General features: G+C 66.3%; 14 protein-coding genes and 1 tRNA gene. 6 read left to right on the forward strand and 9 right to left on the reverse strand.

Annotation, left to right across the window (positions count from 1 at the left end; all coding sequences use genetic code 11):
- Nucleotides 1-16 precede the first annotated feature (16 nt).
- Nucleotides 17-1,372, reverse strand: a complete 1,356-nt coding sequence (locus DL240_RS10760; RefSeq protein ID WP_146618243.1) for a TolC family protein — start codon at nt 1,370-1,372, stop codon at nt 17-19.
- A gap of 144 nt (nt 1,373-1,516) precedes the next feature.
- Between DL240_RS10760 and DL240_RS10765 the strand changes: the two genes are divergently transcribed.
- Nucleotides 1,517-2,935 (forward strand): OmpP1/FadL family transporter, encoded by a 1,419-nt coding sequence (locus DL240_RS10765; RefSeq protein ID WP_158542486.1) that lies wholly within the window; start codon nt 1,517-1,519, stop codon nt 2,933-2,935.
- Between the two features lie 315 nt (nt 2,936-3,250).
- Here the strand turns inward: DL240_RS10765 and DL240_RS10770 are convergent, their stop codons facing one another.
- Together DL240_RS10770 and DL240_RS10775 are read right to left on the reverse strand one after the other, a co-directional pair.
- Nucleotides 3,251-3,973, reverse strand: coding sequence for a YceI family protein (locus tag DL240_RS10770; protein WP_158542487.1), 723 nt, complete (start codon nt 3,971-3,973; stop codon nt 3,251-3,253).
- A gap of 119 nt (nt 3,974-4,092) precedes the next feature.
- Nucleotides 4,093-4,491: an acyl-CoA thioesterase gene (locus tag DL240_RS10775; protein ID WP_158542488.1), complete on the reverse strand. Its 399-nt coding sequence runs from the start codon at nt 4,489-4,491 to the stop codon at nt 4,093-4,095.
- 206 nt (nt 4,492-4,697) lie between these two features.
- On the opposite strand from DL240_RS10775, the gene DL240_RS10780 reads away from it, so the two are divergent.
- Entirely contained in the window at nt 4,698-4,907 is a 210-nt protein-coding gene (locus DL240_RS10780; protein ID WP_111729900.1) for a DNA gyrase inhibitor YacG, read from the forward strand.
- Between the two features lie 15 nt (nt 4,908-4,922).
- On the opposite strand, the gene DL240_RS10785 is transcribed toward DL240_RS10780, so the two are convergent.
- Nucleotides 4,923-5,831 (reverse strand): hypothetical protein, encoded by a 909-nt coding sequence (locus DL240_RS10785; protein WP_111729901.1) that lies wholly within the window; start codon nt 5,829-5,831, stop codon nt 4,923-4,925.
- 249 nt (nt 5,832-6,080) lie between these two features.
- Complete coding sequence (gene htpG / locus DL240_RS10790) at nt 6,081-8,018, reverse strand: molecular chaperone HtpG (RefSeq protein WP_111729902.1); 1,938 nt, start codon at nt 8,016-8,018, stop codon at nt 6,081-6,083.
- Nucleotides 8,019-8,285: 267 nt separating this feature from the next.
- Between htpG and DL240_RS10795 the strand changes: the two genes are divergently transcribed.
- Nucleotides 8,286-8,858, forward strand: coding sequence for a hypothetical protein (locus tag DL240_RS10795; RefSeq protein ID WP_111729903.1), 573 nt, complete (start codon nt 8,286-8,288; stop codon nt 8,856-8,858).
- 114 nt (nt 8,859-8,972) lie between these two features.
- Here DL240_RS10795 and DL240_RS10800 read toward each other — a convergent pair whose 3' ends face one another.
- Nucleotides 8,973-9,713, reverse strand: coding sequence for an enoyl-CoA hydratase (locus DL240_RS10800; protein ID WP_111729904.1), 741 nt, complete (start codon nt 9,711-9,713; stop codon nt 8,973-8,975).
- Between the two features lie 231 nt (nt 9,714-9,944).
- Between DL240_RS10800 and DL240_RS10805 the strand changes: the two genes are divergently transcribed.
- Both DL240_RS10805 and DL240_RS10810 read left to right on the forward strand, forming a co-directional pair.
- Nucleotides 9,945-12,488: a bifunctional serine/threonine-protein kinase/formylglycine-generating enzyme family protein gene (locus tag DL240_RS10805; RefSeq protein WP_158542489.1), complete on the forward strand. Its 2,544-nt coding sequence runs from the start codon at nt 9,945-9,947 to the stop codon at nt 12,486-12,488.
- A 168-nt stretch (nt 12,489-12,656) separates the two neighbouring features.
- Nucleotides 12,657-12,730: transfer RNA gene (locus DL240_RS10810), tRNA-Pro, on the forward strand.
- Between the two features lie 76 nt (nt 12,731-12,806).
- On the opposite strand, the gene DL240_RS10815 is transcribed toward DL240_RS10810, so the two are convergent.
- The 3 genes from DL240_RS10815 to DL240_RS10825 all read right to left on the reverse strand — a co-directional run bounded on the left by DL240_RS10815 (nt 12,807) and on the right by DL240_RS10825 (nt 15,031).
- Nucleotides 12,807-13,655 (reverse strand): VOC family protein, encoded by an 849-nt coding sequence (locus tag DL240_RS10815; RefSeq protein WP_158542490.1) that lies wholly within the window; start codon nt 13,653-13,655, stop codon nt 12,807-12,809.
- Nucleotides 13,656-13,921: 266 nt separating this feature from the next.
- Nucleotides 13,922-14,239 (reverse strand): HPF/RaiA family ribosome-associated protein, encoded by a 318-nt coding sequence (locus DL240_RS10820; protein ID WP_111729907.1) that lies wholly within the window; start codon nt 14,237-14,239, stop codon nt 13,922-13,924.
- Nucleotides 14,240-14,446: 207 nt separating this feature from the next.
- Nucleotides 14,447-15,031, reverse strand: coding sequence for a hypothetical protein (locus tag DL240_RS10825; protein WP_146618244.1), 585 nt, complete (start codon nt 15,029-15,031; stop codon nt 14,447-14,449).
- A 685-nt stretch (nt 15,032-15,716) separates the two neighbouring features.
- Between DL240_RS10825 and DL240_RS10830 the strand changes: the two genes are divergently transcribed.
- Nucleotides 15,717-17,819, forward strand: coding sequence for a protein kinase domain-containing protein (locus tag DL240_RS10830; RefSeq protein ID WP_111729909.1), 2,103 nt, complete (start codon nt 15,717-15,719; stop codon nt 17,817-17,819).
- The last annotated feature ends 58 nt before the right edge of the window (nt 17,820-17,877 follow it).

The following is a 17,877-nucleotide window of genomic DNA, read 5'->3' on the forward strand; positions in this document are numbered from 1 at the left end:
TGTGTCGCCCCCGGACTCACTCCGGGCGCGCCTCCAGGTAGCGGTAGCGCACCTCGGAGAGACGCGCCTGCAGGCGCGCCTGATTGAGCTGGAGTTCGGCGCTTAAAAGCTGCTGCGAGGCGTCGGTGACCTCCAGGCTGGTGGCCAGCCCCGACTCAAAGCGCGCCGCGGTGTACTCGTAGGTTTCCCGGGCCACCTCCACCTGCTCCAGCGCCACCGCGATCGCCGCGCCGGCCGTGCTCAGATCGCGGCGAGCGCGGCGCACCTCGGCGTTGGCCAATCGCAGGTCGCGTTGCAGGGAGAGTTCCTCCTCGGCGATGCGCGCGTTGGACTGGTCGATGCGCGCGTAGCGCGCACCACCGTCGTAGAGCAGCCAGCTCAGCCCCAGCCCCACCGTCCAGTTGAACCCGTTGGGGTTAAAAAGCGTCGCCTGCGAGAGCTGCGCCCCGCCGGTCAGGCGCACCGAGGGCACCAGCCCCCACCACAACGCGCTCCGCCCCAGCTCAGCGGCCTCGATCGCCGCGCGGCGCGAGACAAAATCGCCCCGCGACGCCTCCACCTTCGCCGAGGCCTCCCCGGCCCCGACCACCACCTCTTCGTGCGCGATGGCCTCGGCGTCCACATCGACCCGCAACGCCCCGTCGGGCTCGCGGCCCAGCAGGTAAGCCAGCCCGTCGGCGGCGTTGCCCAGGTTCTGCTCGGCTTCCAGCAGGGTCTGCTCGGCCTGGAGCACCTGCTGGCGCGCCCGACTCACATCGACGGCCACGGCCAGCCCGGCCTCCACCAGCGCCTGGGAGCGCTCCTGATACGCGCGGCGCAGCTCCACCGCCGACTCGGCGATGGCCACATCGCGCTGGGCGGCCGCCAGCGTGTAAAAAGCCTCCTCGACCTCCAGGCGCAAGAGCGTGCGCTGCCAGGAGCTGCGGGCCCGGGTGGCCTCCAGCTGGGCGTCGGCCGCCCGGTAGTCCAGGAATTGCGGCGCGTTAAACACCGTCAGCGACGCGCTCAGGTTGGTGCCCCACTCCCACTGCGGGCGCACCGTCTGGCCGCCCACCTGCACCTCTCCGCCGCCCTGACGGGTCACCGTGCCCGTGGCGCTGAGCTGGGGCAGAAGCGCCCCCAGCGCCACCCGACGGCTGGCGCGGCTCTGCTCGACCTGCAGCTCGGTGATCGCCCAGCTCTCGCTGCGCGTCTCCAACTCGCCGAGCACCTCTTCCAGGCTCAGCGACTCCGCGGCCACCGCGGTCGCGCTCCAGAACAACCCCAGCATCACGCCCAGCCCCAGGATCACCCCCGACACCGGCACCGGCACCGGGCGCCGGCACGGACGCGTCTTTCTCTGCTTCAACACCATAGACTCTACTTCGCTCATCAGCTCTCGATGTGGATTGGCGCTGCCACAACCTCGCCTGGTGAACTTTTATTCACAACACCCCTATTTCTCGTTCAGCCCCGCCTTGTACCGGGCGAAGCGCTCGGGCTAGGGTCTTCGGCCAGCGCGACAGCGAGGGCCACCATGCGATCGAAGGTTTTTATGTTCAAGCCATCTTCTCCACAGTTTAGCGCCTGCGGGCTTCTCCTGGCGCTGGCCACCCTGAGCTCGGTGCTATTGAGCGCCTCCCCGGCCCGGGCCGCCGGGTTCTTTCTGCCGACCCGCGGGGTTGCCTCCACCGGACGCGCCGCCGCCTCGGTGGCCCCGCACTCCGCCGATCTCGATGCCCTCTGGTACAACCCGGCCGGGCTCACCCTGCTTGAGGAGCGCGCGCTCCTGGTCGACTTCGCGCTCCTGGGCTCCCAGGTCACCTTCAGCCGCGCGCCGCGCCAGATGTCCGACGGGTCTACCCGCACCTACGATCCGGTGCAAAACCAGGCCCCGCCCAACGCCATCCCCCAGGTGCTCGTCGGCGGTCCCACCCCGCTGCCCGGGCTCTACTGGGCGGCCGGCGCCTACACCCCCTACGCCCCGGCCTACCGCTACCCGGTCGACGGGGCCCAGCGCTACGTGCTGGTCGACAACACCGGCTCGGCCCTGGGCTACCTGCACCTGGCCGTGGGCTACCAGATCAACGAGACCCTCTCGGTGGGCCTGGGCCTGCAGAACTTCATGGGGCTCTTTCGGGTCGTCTCCACCGGCTCGGGCTACGCCGGCATGTTCGGCGACCCGGAAGATCCCGATCTCGATATCCTGGCCGAGTCCACCGTCTCCAGCTTCTTTGCTCCCACGGCCAACCTGGGGGCTACCTGGCGCCCCCACCGCCAGTGGACGCTGGGGCTCTCGTTGCAGCTCCCGGCCATCCTGCGCGATAAAAACGCCACGATCGACACCCGGATGCCCTCCCACCCGGCCTACGACAACGCCCGGGCCTCCGGCAATAAGGCCTCCATCACCGTCCCCTTCCCGCTGCACGCTCGCCTGGGCGTTCGCCACGCCACCGAGCGCTTTAACGTGGAGCTGGCCCTGGTCTACCAGCGCTGGTCCACGTTGAACGAGATCGAGGTCAGCCCCGACGAGGTCGAGATCCAGGGCGTCCCGGGCATCGGCGCCATGCCGGTGGCCCCCTTTGTGCTCCCTCAGCGCTTTCGCGACAGCCTCTCGGTGCACCTGGGCGGCGAATACCGCCTGAGCCCGCGCTTTCTGGCGCGCGGAGGCTACGCCTTTGAACGCGGGGCCGTACCCGATGAGACCTACAGCGTCTTTGCCCTGGACCCCGACAAGCACCTGGTCACCCTGGGCGGCGGCGTGGCGCTGAGCCCGCGCCTGCACCTCGACCTGAGCGCGGCGGCCATCATCATGCCCACCCGCACCATCACCACCTCCGAGGTGCGCCAGATCAATCCCTCCGACGAACACGACGAGATCACCCTGGTCGTGGGCAACGGCACCTACGAACACTGGGGCTACATCGCCGGCCTGAGCGCCCGCTACCTCTTCTGAGCCGGCGCCCCGGGCGCCCGCACACACCCCCGTTCGGGGGTCACACCCCCTTCGTTCCGCCCCCGGGCGCCCTCGTCGGGGGTTCTACCCCNACCGGGAGTCACCCCCAGACCGGGACTCCCGGTCATTTTTTACCCCCACATTTCAACCACTTAAAATGACCGGGAGTCACCCCCAGACCGGGACTCCCTCGATCAAAAAAACGATCAAAAAACCCCGCTGATCCGAAGACCAGCGGGGTTTTCTGTGGAAACACGCAAGCGCTGTCTCACTCCGGCGACGCGCCTCCTATAAAGAGGCGCGTCTTAGAAGCGATTAGCCCTCGGAGCCTTCGGCCGGCGCCGCGCCTTCTTCGGCCGGCTCAGCAGCTACGGCCGGCTCGCTCAGCGGAAGCTCCATGTGCAGCTTCATCAGCACTTCGTCGCGGATCAGGTCATCGGCCTTGCCCTTGTACTCAATGCCGAAATCAAAGCGCTTGATGGTGAATTCGCTGTCCACGACCATCGTGCCTTCCTCAACCTTCACGGTCACCGGGAAGGTGATCTGCTTGGTCGCTTCCAGCATGGTCATGTTGCCGGTGACGGTATGGGTGGCGTCACCCTCGGCGCCTTCTTCGATCTTGGTCGATTCGAACTTCGCCGTCGGGTACTTCTCTACCGCGAAGAAGTCTTCGTTCTTGAGGTGACCGGTCAGGCGCTCGTCGTCCGAGACGATCGAGGTGGTGTCCACGGTGAACGCCACCTTCTCCAGGGTCTGCTCGCCACGGACATGGCCCACGCCTTCCCACTTCTCAAAGCCACCGGTGTGATCGCCGGTCACCTTGGCGCCCACCCATTCGATCTTGGAAGCCTCGGTGTTGAAGGGCAGCTCGCGCAGCTCGGCCTGCTCTTCTTTAGCGGTCTCTTCCGCCGCCGGGGCGGCTTCTTCGGTGGTCGGCTCAGCCACTTCCGCGGCGGCTTTTCCGTCAATCTCGCTCTTGCAGGCAACCGCCAGGGTCAACGCGGCGACCAGCAAAATCATCCAGCTCTTGGTGTTCATCTCTGAAACTCCTTGGGGGATTGAGTCCTGAGGCAAAGCCCCGCTCTGCGGGGGCTTCCTGCAGGGGATACGTGACGTATCGCGGCAAAGCGAATGCTCGCCGGCTCGAAGGTACAATCTCAGGCTTCGACTTGTTCCCGGATCCATGTCGGCAAGCCGGTCGGTCGGCCCTGAGCGTCGATGGTCACCACGACCACCTCCGCTGTTGCCAGGCTCACACCATCGGCCCGGCGCTTGATCGCCTGACCGAAGGTCGCGCTGGTCGTGCCCAGCCTCTCCACCCACAGCGATACCTCCAGCTCATCAAAGAGGTAGGCCGCGGCCAGGTACTCCACCGTCAACTTGCGCACCACCATCTGCGCGCCGCCCTCCTGCACATCACCTCCGAGCTGGCGGAACGCCTCCCAGCGGCAATGCTCAAAATAATTGAGGTAGACAGCGTTGTTGACATGACCGAAGACGTCGAGCTCGTAGCCTCGAACGCTCAGCGTTGTGCAAAAAGGGTGCGAAAGGTTCACGGCAAACGTCCTGACGAAGAGGAAAGGCACGGAACACGTGCGGACGGCCAAACTTTGTAGACTCCCCCCGTCATGATTCAAGTTTACTCTTCGCAACGCCGCGTCGCGTTTTTGCATCGCCACTTTTCACACGCCCCCTCGACCGTCGTCATCCCCCCGTGTTTGGCGGGCCATCCCCATCTCAGCCCTCTCTTACGGAGCCTCTCATGAGCGAGAAAAAGCCCTCCCCTCAATGCCCCATCTGCCGGGCGCCGGTCCCGGCGCTGAACATCAACAGCGCCTTCCCCTTCTGTTCACCACGCTGCAAGAGCGAAGATCTGGGCAAGTGGTTCGGCGGCGAGTACCAGGTACCGGGACGCGCCGCCTCGCCAGAGGAAATCGTCGAGGAGGTGCGGCGGCCCCGCGACGATCATTAAACGCGCCAACCGGGCTCACTGCCCGGGGCGAATCGCCGCCGGGAGCATCCTGCGCAGCCGGACGTTGACCTGAGCCTGGCGCTCGCGCTCCACCTCGACGTTGCGGATCCAGCGATGATGCTCATCAAGGGTCACCTCGATGAAATAGGTCCCCGTGGGCAGCTCCCGGACCTCCTCCCAGGGCGACTCCAGCGTAAAGGGCTCCACATTGGCCCGCGTCGGTGAGTCGAGCTCCCGGGGCTCCACCCGCACCCGGGCCCCCGGGCGATCGACCTCCACCATCAGACTGCCGTGAAAGAGCATCCGCTCCGGCGTAAGCACCACCTCTTGAGTGGGCTCCACCCCGATGACCACCTCCCGGGCCAGCACGTCGTGGTCGACCAGCGCGACCTCCAGCGCATAGGTGCCCGAACGCATCCAGAGCTCGCGCTCCTGCCCCGAAAAAAACATCGGGATCCCGTCGATCTGAACGCTCCCCTCACCCTGCGCATCGACCTTCAGCCGGACCTTAACCCAGCGCGCCGGGCCCTCTTCGGGGGGCGTCTCTTTGCCCTCGGCCACCATCGCGCGTCCCCCCTGGCGACAGGCCTCCACTCCGGCCCGGGACTCCTCCAAAACGTCGGCCTCCTCCCCCCGATCCAGATAGGACTGGTAAAAGAGCACCGCCCGCTCACAGAGGTTTTTGGCGCGCAGCACCTCGGCCAGATTGAAGTAGGCCACCGGAAACTGCTCCCCGGCGCGTTGAATCGCCGCCTCGTAATGTGGCACCGAGCGCGTCCAGGCTCCGGCATTGGCCAGACGGTTGGCCCGCTGCAGCGCCTCGATCGGATTCTCCGAGGGCACCTCCTGCGCCGTGGCCGCGCTGGCCAGTCCCATCACCAGACAACCCGATATCACCGCGGTTAAACACTTCGTGTACTGCATCTTCCCTTCCTCACGTTCCCACGCAATCTGTCGACGCGGCGCCATTCCTCCCCCGCCCCCCACTGCGAACGCCACGCTAGCAGAGCCCCCGGGCCCCCTCCAATAAAGGCGGCGTTACGGCTGGTTAAGCGCCCCGGCGCCCCGGCCAAAAAGGAGCCGGGCGCGTCACGCGCCCGGCTCTCTTACTCCCGACAACCAGGGCCGCGGGGCAACCTCGCGCACGCGCTCCTGCCCCGATGCCCACCCGAATCAGGCTTCGTCCATCAACTCGACGAGCAGCTCATTGAGGCGACGCACAAAGAGCGCCGGCGCCTGGAGCTGTCCGCCCTCTCCCAGCCGCGCCTGATCCAGGAGCAGCTCGGCCAAACGCGTGCGCCGCTCCCCGGACTCCTCCCGCGCCAGACGCGCCACCAGCGGGTGCTTTTCATTCAGCTCCAGGATCGGCGCGCTCGCCGGCACCGACTCGCCGGCCTGCTCCAGAATGCGGCGCATCCGCTCGCCAATCTCCCACTCCTCGCGCACCAGACACGAGGGCGAATCGGTCAGCCGCTGCGAAAGCCGCACCTCCCGCACCTGCTCGCCAAGGAGCTCCTCGACCGCCCCCAGCCAGGGCGCGCGCTCCGCCTCGCTTGCCGCCTCGGCCTCCTCGGCTGCGTCCTCGACCGCACTCTCCTCCTCGGCGGCCTCGGCGTCTTTGCCCAGCGACTCCAAATCCAGCGCCCCCCGGGTCACCGAGCGCAGCGCCTTGCCCTGGAACTCACTCAGGTGGTTGACCAGCCACTCGTCCACCGCGTCGGTTAACACCAGCACCTCCACGCCGCGGGCCTTAAAGATCTCCAGGTGCGGGCTCGCCAGCGCCGAGGCGTAGCTATCGGCGGTGATGTAATAGATGGCCTCCTGCCCCGGGCGCATCCGCTCGATATAATCCGCCAGGCGCACCTGCTGCGCCTCCGGCGCATCCTCTGTCGCCGGCGAGGTCGAGGCAAAGCGCAGCAGCGCAGCGATCTGCTCTTTGCGCTCGGGCTCCTCGATCACCCCTTCTTTGAGAATCGGACCAAAGGCATTCCAGAAGGTCCCGTAGGCCTCGGCGTCCTGGCTCAACGTCTCCAGACGCTCCAGCACCTTCTTGATCGCGGTCTGGCGCATTGTGCGCACCACGCGATTATCCTGCAGCAGTTCCCGGGAGACGTTCAGCGGCAGATCGTCGCTGTCGACCACCCCGCGCACAAAACGCAGGTAACGCGGCAAGAACATCTCGGCTTCATCCATGATGAAGACCCGTTTGACGTAGAGCTTCACCCCGCCCTGGCGCTCCTGACCGGCCATCGCAAAATCAAAGGGGCGCGCCGAGGGCACATAAAGGAGCAGCGTAAACTTCAGCCGCCCCTCAATCGTGGTGTGAACATGCGCCAGCGGCTCGTCAAAGGCCCGGGCCACATGCCGGTAAAACTCGGTATAATCCTCCGCGCTGATCTCACTGGCAGAACGCGTCCACAACGCCGAGGCCTCGTTGAGCTGCCGGCGCGTCGGCTCCTGGCCCTCCTCGGAGGCCTCCTCCACCAGATAGATCGGAAAGGAGATGTGGTCGGAGTAGCGACGCACAACGGTCTCCAGGCGCATCGGCTCCAAAAACTCGTCTTCGTCCTCGCGCAGGTGCAGCACAATCTCGGTGCCCGCCTGCGCTTTCTCGGCGGCCTCCAGGGTGTACTCCCCGTCGCCGGTCGACTCCCAGCGCACCGCATCGCGCTCGCCAGCGCGCCGGGTGGTCAGCACCACGCGCTCGGCCACGATGAACGCCGAGTAGAATCCCACCCCGAATTGACCGATGAGCTGAGCGTCGGCCTGCTGGTCTCCGCTTAAGCGCTCCAGAAACTCCCGGGTGCCACTGCGGGCGATGGTCCCGATGCTCTCGGTCACCTCCTGGCGACTCATCCCGATGCCGGTGTCGGCGATCGTCAGGGTGCGAGCCTCCCGGTCCACCGAGAGCGCGATCGCCGCCTCCCCCTGCTCGGCGCGCAGCTCGGGATCGGCCAGCGCCTCAAAGCGCAGCTTGTCGATGGCGTCGGAGGCGTTGGAGACCAGCTCCCGCAAAAACACCTCTTTATTGGAGTACATCGCGTGAATCATCAGCCGGAGGACCTGGCTGACTTCCGCCTCAAACGCGCGCGTCTCTTTTTGTGAGCTCATCGAAACCTCTCTTACATCACGGGTTGGGTTCATTCACGGGACGGCGCCACCTGCCCGGGGGGCCGCCGCCCACACCTTAGAGGAGCGGCGGCATTGTAAAGAATCCCCCTCAGCAGACAACCCCCGAGCCGACGGGCTTCGCGCTTGGTGGCCGCACGCTCGCCCCTACTTTTATCTAGAGACGCGCGGCGCACGCCGGGATCGAGCCACGAGCAGCACGACGAACCGATCGGGCCGCGCAACAGACCCGAGCCACGAGGTATCATCATGCGCTCAACTTCGATTCATCGCGCCCTGATGGCGCTCCTTCTTGCCGGTGGCCTTTCGCTGGCCGCCTGCGATCAGACCTCCTCCGACAAGAAAGACATGACCACGCCGGCGCCCTCCGGCCAACCGGCCGAAAACCCCTACGGTAGCGGGCCTGTCGAAGAGCAGCCGGGCAGCAAACCCACGTCCTCCGACACCTCCGGCGCCGCCACCGACAACCAGCAACAACCGGCCGGAGGCGACGCCGGTTCCACCGAGTCCGGATCCACCGAGTCCGGATCCACCGAGCCCTATGGCGGTGGTCCCTCCGGAGAGGATCCCCTGCAGGACGGCTGGATGAAGATCCAGGAGGGCATGGATCAAATTCGCGAGGAAGCCGATCGCCGCGCCACCGAGGGCAGCGATGAAGTCGCCGCGGCCGCCGAAGAGGTCCGCAAATCCACCGAGGACTTCGAGAAAGACATCGAAAAATCCATTGATAAGCTGCAAAAGTCGATGGATATGAACGCCCCGGCCGACTCTCAGCCGGGCAACACCAGCCCCTCAGAGACCGGCGCGCCTGAGCAATACTGATGCTCGCGCACTTTAAACGCGGACGCCCTCGGGCGTCCGCCAGATCCCGGGAGGCCCGGCGTATTCACGCCGGGCCTCCCGGTTTTTTTACGGCGAGCCGCGCCCCTCTTCGCCTCACTTACCCATGAACTTCGCCACCGCCTGGGCGAAATCCGGCGAGCTCAGACGCGCGGCAAAGATCGCCGCCTCGGCACGCATCGCCTCCAACACCTGGGCCTCATCCCCCCGACGCAAAAGCGACTTGGTCAGGCGCAGCGCCTGCGGCGACTTCTGAGCCAGCGTCCCGGCCACCTGGAGGGCCCGCGCGCTCACATCGTCCTCGACCACCTCGTTGATGATCCCGCAGCGCGACGCCATCTCCACGTCAAAGAAGTCGCCCAGATAGAGGAGTTCCGCCGCCAGGCGATGCCCGGCCATCTGGGAGAGAAGCAGGCTGGAGCCGGCCTCCGGCACCAGGCCCAGCTCCACAAAGGGCAGCCGGAAACGCGTGTCTTTATGCGCGTAGACCAGGTCACAATGCAGCAGCATCGTCGTCCCGATCCCGATGGCATAGCCCTCTACCGCGGCGATCACCGGATGGAAGGAGCGACGCAGCGCGAGCAAAAAACGAAACACCGGGCTATCCTCATTGACCGGCGGATCGCTCATGAAGTCCCGAAGATCGTTGCCGCTGGAGAAATGCCCTCCCAGCCCGCGTAACACCACGCAGCGCACGTCCTTATCGTCGTTGGCCTCGCTCAGCGCCCGCGCGGCCTCGTCGTACATGGCCAGCGTCAGGGCGTTTTTACGCTCGGGTCGGTTGAAGGCAATCTCCAGAATGCCCTGGTCTTTGGTGACCTGAAGAGTCTCAATCATCATCACTCCTGCAATTCCGCGCCCGGTCGGGCGCCGTGGACGGTTCAGCGATAGGGCCGGCCAGCGGCGCGGCAACCGCGCAAGGGTGGCATACCGAGGCGATTCGGTCGAGGCCACAGGCCACGTGCAAGCACGCATCCGATGATCTACAGTGACGCCTCTTCCGACAGGAACCAGGCCGCCCTTGCCGGCCTCCCCCATCTCGACACTCTCCTGCTGTGGTACGACCGCATGTCCGATCATGACGCACGTCAGGTTTCGCCGCGATCTAGCCATGAAACGCTGACCCAGGCCCCCGCCCCCACCAACCCTCGGGTGCCCGCGCTGACCTCTCCTTTTCAGCGCCGGGCCTCATCCTGCTCGGCCACCCACATCGCTCCGCTGCGCGTGGGGCAACCCCTGGGGCGCTACATCAATATGGGCATGCTCGGCCGCGGCGGCAGTGGCGAGATCTACCGGGTGCGCGACCCCCGCCTCAACCGCCGGCTGGTGCTCAAGGTCATCCGGCCCGACCGCCTCGACGACCCCACCGCCCTGGCACGCTTTGTCGATGAGGCCCAACTCACCTCCCAGCTCGATCACCCGGGCATCGTCCCGGTGCATGAACTCGGGCAGCTCGACGACGGCCGCATCTTCTTTGCCATGCGTGAGGTCCGCGGCCGCACCCTCTCGCAGGTCATCGCCGAGCGTCATCAGGAGTACGCCGAACTCCCCCCCCAGCAACGCGACTGGGACCGGACCTTTCGCTCCCTGATCAGCATCTTTTTGCGCGTCTGCGAGCCCATCGCCTACGCGCACTCCCGGGGCATCCTGCACCGCGACTTAAAACCCTCCAACATCATGGTCGGAGACTATGGCGAGGTGCAGGTGCTGGACTGGGGCCTGGCCAAGGTATGCGGACACGAGCCCGACCACGCCCAGGAGTTTGCCCAAGCCCCGGTCACCACCGATCGCCACCGCGACGCCAGCTTCGAGACCCATGAGGGCAGCATCGTGGGGACCCCGGCCTTCATGTCGCCGGAGCAGGCCCGCGGCGAACACGACCGTCTGGGACCGGCCAGCGACGTCTACTCCCTGGGCGCGATCCTGTTTAACGTCCTCGACGGCCATTCCCCCTTTGAGGGCACCAACGCCTCGGCGATCATCCTCCAGGTCATGAATGGCGTGGATCGCACCCCGGGCACCGCGCTCGGCGCCCCCACCGAGCTCATCGACCTCTGCCTGCGCGCGATGTCTCCCGAGGCCGAGCACCGCCCGGCCGACGCCGCCGAGCTGGCCCGGGTCATCAGCGACTGGCGCGACGGCGCCAACCGCCGCCAGCAGGCCCTGCACCTGGTAGCCCAGGCCGACGAGCTCCTGCCACGCCACCACGCCATCGGCCAACGCGCCGATGAACTGCGCCGGGAGGCCCGCCAGCGCCTCGACCAACTCCGCCCCACCGCCCCGGTCGAAGAAAAACGTGCCGCCTGGGAACTCGAAGAAGAAGCCTACTTTCTAGATCGGCAGGGCGGCGCGGTGCGCGCCCAGGCCATCCGCCACCTGGAATCGGCCCTGGCCCACGTCCCGGAGCTGGCCGAAGCCCACGATCGCCTGGCCGGCATCTACCAGCGCGACCACGCCCGCGCCGAACTCGAGCGCGACCTGGCCCGCGCCACCTCCATGGAAGTCTTCATCCGCGCCCACAACACCGGGCGCTTCGACGACTACCTCACCGGCCACGGACAGCTTAACATCTGGACCGACCCGCCCGGCGCCCGCGTGGAGATCTTCCGCTACGTACAAAAAGATCGCCGCCTGATCCCCGGACTCAAACGCTTTTTGGGGTTCACTCCCCTGGTCGATGTGGAGCTGGCCATGGGCAGCTACCTCATCACACTCAACGCCGCCGGGCGCCAGCAGGTGCGCTACCCGGTGGTCATCGAGCGCCAGGGCCGATGGACCGGCCAGGCCCCCGGCGCCACGCGTCCTCGCCAGATCGAGCTTCCCTTCACCGACGAACTCCACGACGACGAAATCTACGTCCCGCCCGGCTACTTCTGGCAGGGAGGCGACCCGCTGGTAGCCACCAGCCCTCCCCGCAAAGCCCGCTGGGTCGAGGGCTTTGTGATTCGACGCCACCCGGTCACCCACGCACAATACCTGGACTTCCTCAACGCCCTGGTCGAAAAAAATCTGGACCACGAAGCCGAAGCCCGGCGCCCGCGCGGCTCCCTGCAGAGCGACACCTCCGATGGTGTGCCCCTCTACGAACTGGCGCCCCACGGGGGCTACTGCCTCCACCGCCACCAACCCGACGACGTCGCCCGCTGGCCGGTCACCCACATCAGCTGGAACGACGCCCGGGCCTTTGCCGCCTGGGAGGCCGCCCGCACCCGCCAGCCCTGGCGCCTGCCCACCGAAGCCGAGTGGGAGAAGGCCGCCCGGGGCGTCGATGGGCGCTTCTACCCCTGGGGTGACTACCTGGACCCGACCTGGTGCAAGATGCTCCATTCCCCCGAGCGAACTCCGGCCCCGATCGACGCCTTCCCAGACGATACCAGCCCCTACGGATTGCGCGGGGCCGCCGGCAATGTCCGCGACTGGTGCGCGGACATCCTCGCCGAGGGCGAACCCGGTGAGGGCGATCCCGGCGCCCGCGCCTACCGCGGCGGCTCCTGGTTCTCCAGCGCCGAGAACTGCCGGCTGGCCTCCCGCGAGGTGCGCCCTCCCGACGCGACCTCGGTGGGCACCGGATTTCGACTCGCCCGCGACTTCGGACGCTCCAAACGCAGCTGAACGCCGAGGGCCGGGCCCCAGATATGCCCCCCACACGAGCCCGACACCCGCCTCTTTGCCGCCCTCCCCACCGAAAACTTCATTTCTTGCGTACGACAGGGTTGACACCTCGCCAACTCGCCCCTATATACAGTCCTCGTTCGGCCGACCTGCCGAACAACGCCTTGTCGGGGCGTAGCGCAGCCTGGTAGCGCACTTGCTTCGGGAGCAAGGGGTCGGAGGTTCAAATCCTCTCGCCCCGACTTTCAAAAAGGCCAACCCACCTCGGGTTGGCCTTTTTGTGTTCTTGCTGCTTTCACCACGCCCCGGAGCGTGCCCTTATCGGGCGCCCGACGCCAACTCCCAGCGAATCCCGTCGGGCCCGATCACCCGGCCCTGACTCAGTTGCGCCTCCACGCCCAGCGCATGTTCCCCGGCGGCCCGCTGCAGCGCGGCCTCCACCTCCGCCCGCGTCTCCCAGGCCACGCAGATCGCCGCCAGCCCCAGCGCATCGGGCCGAGCCGGCAGGCGACACCGACGCCAGACGTTGGCGGCGATATGATGGTGATAGCCTCCCCACGCTAAAAAGATCGCGTCCGGCTGGCGCGCCCGCTCCTTCATCCCGAGCACCACCTCACAGAACCGCTGCATCGCCGCCAGATCGCTGACCTCCAGATGCACATGCCCCAGCTCAATCTCGGGGGCCTCGCCAGCCTCACCCGCGTTGGCCTCCCCCCGCAGCGCCTCCAGATCCAGCGCCAGCGTCTCCATCTGCACCCGGCCATCGCTCCCCACCGGCCACTCCTCTTCGGGCCGATCGCGGTAAATCTCCAGCCCGTGCCCTCCGGGATCCCGAAGGTACAACGCCTCGCTCACCCGGTGATCCGAGGCTCCCCACAGACGATACCCGGCCTCTTCAATGCGCTGCAGCACGCCCCCGAGCGCGCCTCGATCGGGAACCCGCAACGCCAGATGAAAGAGCCCCGCCGAGTGCTCCGGCCGCTCCGGAGCGTCGGGCGCCTCCTCAAACTTTAGTATCGGCGACGCCCCCTCCCCCCCCAGCGCAACCTGCCCGGCCTCCGACTGGTGCTCGGCCGCCAACCCCACCACCTCCTTATAAAAACGCAACAGGGGCGCCAGGTGACGCACGCGCAGCCGAAGCGCGCTCAACCGGGGATAGGTGTCCATAACATGCTCCTTAAGCGATCGTGATCGTGCTCCACACCGCGCTTGCCACCCACCACCGCGCACCGAAACACAGGCCTTCGCCATCCTCCCCCTGGAAGATATGTGCATTGCCGCGGACGCAAACCCGCAAGACGCCCCCGGCCCCCGCAGCCTCCACCACCGCCACGCCCGCTCGCCAGAACAAAAAGAGGCCAACCCTGACGGGTTGGCCTCCCTGAACTCTCTGGCGAACCTTCCGCACTACCAGACGCTCAAGCGCCTGGCGCTCAACGATGCTCCTTACGCTTGCCCAGCGCACTGTCGAGCGCGTGCTCCAGCTTGCGCGCCGCCCCGGTGATCGCCGCCCGCAACTCATCGGCGTTATGAGACACCGCCAGCGGCGAAAGCCCTTCGACCCGGGCTTCCATGGTGCAGTGCTTATCGTCTGCGCCTCCCTTCTGGGCGTTTTCATCGCGCAGATGAACCTCAACGCGGGTCACGTCGTGGCGAAAACGCTCAATCCGGTTGCTGACAATGGTGTCCACGATCTCTTCGAGACGCTCATCGCCCTGAATGCTGCTATCGGTGTTGACCTGAATGTTCATGAAGGCGACCTCACTGGAAAAAGTTGAATCAGCGTTAGAGACGTCGCGGGCCCCGGCATCCTCAGCGACCGGCCCCGCGTCTGATGCTCAGGAGATAAGCCCCACAGCCGCTCAGACAAGGGCTCCTCCTGCCCCCTCCTCGCGCCTCCCCCCGGGCTCCCCGGACTTCCCCGTCTGCAAACCCGCGCCATTCCGAGCACTTACCCCTTAATGCACTTCCCCGATTTTCGGCCCCATCTTCAGGTTGGGATAGGGGTTGTACTCGGGGCGCCCCACCGTGATGAACCCGTGCTTGGTGGCGGTATGACAGGCATTGCACTGCGCAAACACCGCGGCGTACTCCCGCTCAAAGATCGCCTGATCGCCGGCGTCCACGGCCTCCTCCAGCCTCTCCAGCCCCGGGAGCACGCCGCGCTCAAAGAAGTCCACCACGTCCACGCCCTCCTCAACCGGACGGACCGCGCGGAGCTCTTCGATCACCTCCTCGATCTCGTGAATCTGGTAGTCGACCATCGCCGCGTTGCCGGCTTTCCCCGCGTACCAGACCGCCGCGTACCGTCGACCGATCTCGTACATATGAGCCCCCAGATGCCCCTCATCATGGGCATGGGCCTCCTGATGCCGCGCCTCCTCTCCCTCCTCAGCGCCCGGACTCGGGGCCGGCTCCACAACACTCACCGCCTCAGCCTGCTCACGTTCACAGCCCACGAGCACGAACACAGCAACGAGCCACACCAGCACCACAGACAACCGGCACGCCACGGAGCACCTGGAGCTCACCTTCTTCTGCATAGCTTCCCATCCTGATCTAAAAGTCATCGTCCGTGCCACGCCCCACCTCGTCTGAAACGGGGAGGCGCCGACCGCCTCAGTGTTGGGGAAGGCCGCCTCGGCGGCAAGCACCCGCCGCGAAAAAGCCCTCCCGCACCGCCGCCAACCTCCCGGCACTCCCCACAAGGCCTGCGGACCCTACCCGGCGAGCTCCGCCGTGGCGCCCTGCCCAAAAAGGTCGCGCTCTTCAGGCACCGACCGCTACGCAGAACGAGCGCCCCCCACCGGCCTGGCGCTCTGACACGACTAAAATATGCGCCCGCCCTCCGGATTTGGCGCCGCAACGCCTGTTATCGCCCGGCTACCGCGCGCCCCGTCACCCACCTAAACCCCTGTAAAACCTCACCTTAACCCTTCCCCCTCCTCAACCCTTGAACCTCTGATCACCGGAAACCCAGACCGGCGCAAAATTGTACGCCTGCACGAATATTGCGCAAAATGTGCGCAAACCTTCCACCTCCAGACGCCTCCCGACAGCGGCCCAACCCCGAACAAATCTTCGCCTAACTTAACTTTTTGTGTTTTCCGATGCCTTGGTACGCATCCTGCTATACAGCCGCATCGGAAAGGCGTCCCCGCACCTACGGGGGGCTGGACGTGGACGCCTCCCCCTACTGTGAACCCCAGAATACAAAGGTAGATCGTTGTGAAGAATGACACGCTCCCCCCCGGCAGCGCCGTAGGCCAGTATCAGGTGATTCGTAAACTCGGCGAAGGCGCGGCCGGCCAGGTCTACCTGGCTCGCCATAAAATCCTGGAGCGGGAGTTTGCCCTCAAAGTCCTCCATCCGGAGTGGGTCGGAAACGAGCAGCTCACCCGCCGCTTCTTCCAGGAGGCCCGCCACGCCACTCGCCTGAAGCACCCCAACATCGTGGGCGTGATCACCGCCGACCAGCACGATGACTTCTATTACCTGGTCATGGAGTACGTCGACGGCGACTGCCTGGAAGCCATCATCAGCGAGCGCAAGCGCCTGCCGGCCGACCAGGCCGTCAGCTATCTGATCGGCATCCTGCGTGGCCTGGAGCACGCCCACCAGCAGGGCATGCTCCACCGCGACGTCAAAGCCGATAACATCATGGTCGATCGCGTCAGCGGCACCGCGCGCCTGCTCGACTTCGGCCTGGTCAAAGACGTGGAGGCCTCTCAGAAGCTCACCGCGCAGCACGCCGTGGTGGGCACGCCCTACTACATGCCGCCGGAGCAATGGCGCAGTGAAGACATCGACGTGCGCGCCGACCTCTTCTCGGCAGGCGTGACCCTGTACTACGCGCTGACCGGGCGCTTCCCCTTCCCCGGACGCTCTCCGCTGGCTGTGGCCCACCGCCTGATGAGCGAGCCTCACGATGCCCTGGGCGACCTGCTCATCGATGGTGAGCCACGCTCGGCCCCCGAACTCGAAGCCCTCCTGGACCGGGCCCTGGCCCGGGAGCGCGCCGGCAGGCCCGAATCGGCCGCCGCCTTCGCCGACGAGCTCGAAGCCTGGCTGGCAAAAATCCGCCCCTCCCACACCCCGCACACCGCTCGCCCGGCCCGCACCAATCAGACCAGCGCCATCGCCTCTTTCCTCAACTCCCACGAGCCCGCCATGTCCGACTCTCCCAATCTGGTCACCGAACCCGTCGAGATCGCCCCGAACACCTACTGGGTCGGAAAGCGCCCGCCCAATGAGATCTTTTACGCCAACCCCTTCCTGCGCCATTTCCCCGGCAAAAACGGCAGCGAAGACTTCAACCTGATCATCGATCCGGGCTCCACCAAAGACTTCAGCGTGGTGCAGGCCAAGGTCGGTCGCGTCATCGGCAGCGTGAACCGACTCAGCTCGATCTTCATCAACCATCAGGACCCCGACGTGGGCTCCTCCGTCGGTGTGCTCCTGGGACGCCATACCCCCAACGCCCACGTCTTGTGCACCGAAGATACCTGGCGGCTGATCCAGTACTACAACGTGCCCCGCGAGCGCTTCGTGGCGTTGGAGCGCTTCCCGCGCGGCATCAAGCTGCCCACCGGCGACGTGGTGCGCCCGGTGCCCAGCCCCTTCTGCCACTTTGTGGGCGCGATGATGCTCTACGATCCCACCACCCGGGTGCTCTTTACCGGCGACCTCTTCGGCAGCCTGACCGATAAAAACGCCGAAGGGCTCTACGTCGACGAATCCGACTGGGCCGGGATGCGCGCCTTCCACCAGATCTACATGCCCACCCAGGGCGCGGTGCGCTACGCCCTCAAAAAAATCCGCGAACTCTCCCCGGCCGTCGAGATCATCGCCCCGCAACACGGGCGCGTGCTGCGCGGCCCCTGGGTCCAGAAATACATGGACCGCCTGTGGAACCTCCCGGTGGGACTGGACATCCTCGACGATCGCCACAGCACCCCCGAAGAACTGCGCGCCTGGACCACCGTGCTCAACCGCCTGGTGGAAGTCGCTCGCCAGGCCCTGGGCGACGAGGTCTACACCGTGCTGGAGTCCGACCCCAACTTAAGCGGCATCCTCACGGTGCAGTCGGGCAACGTCGAGATCACCTCGCTGGGCAAGACCACCGTGGAGCGCGCCGTCCGCCTGCTCTGCGAGCATGTGCGCGCCGACGTGGCCAGCGCCATCAAGTACGAGGCCGTCTACTCGGCCACCGAACTCGGCCTGCCCACCCCGATGGTCGAGATCGATGAAGACGCCCCCGAACACGCCAGCGAGTCGCAACTCGATGCCATCGTGGACTCGGCGCTCGAAGGCGGCTTCTCCAAAGTCTGAGACTTGAAAAGGGGCTCGGGAGCCGACTCCCGAGCCCCGTGAAGGCGCGCCCCCATCA

Source organism: Lujinxingia litoralis, assembly GCF_003260125.1.
GTDB lineage: Bacteria > Myxococcota_A > Bradymonadia > Bradymonadales > Bradymonadaceae > Lujinxingia > Lujinxingia litoralis.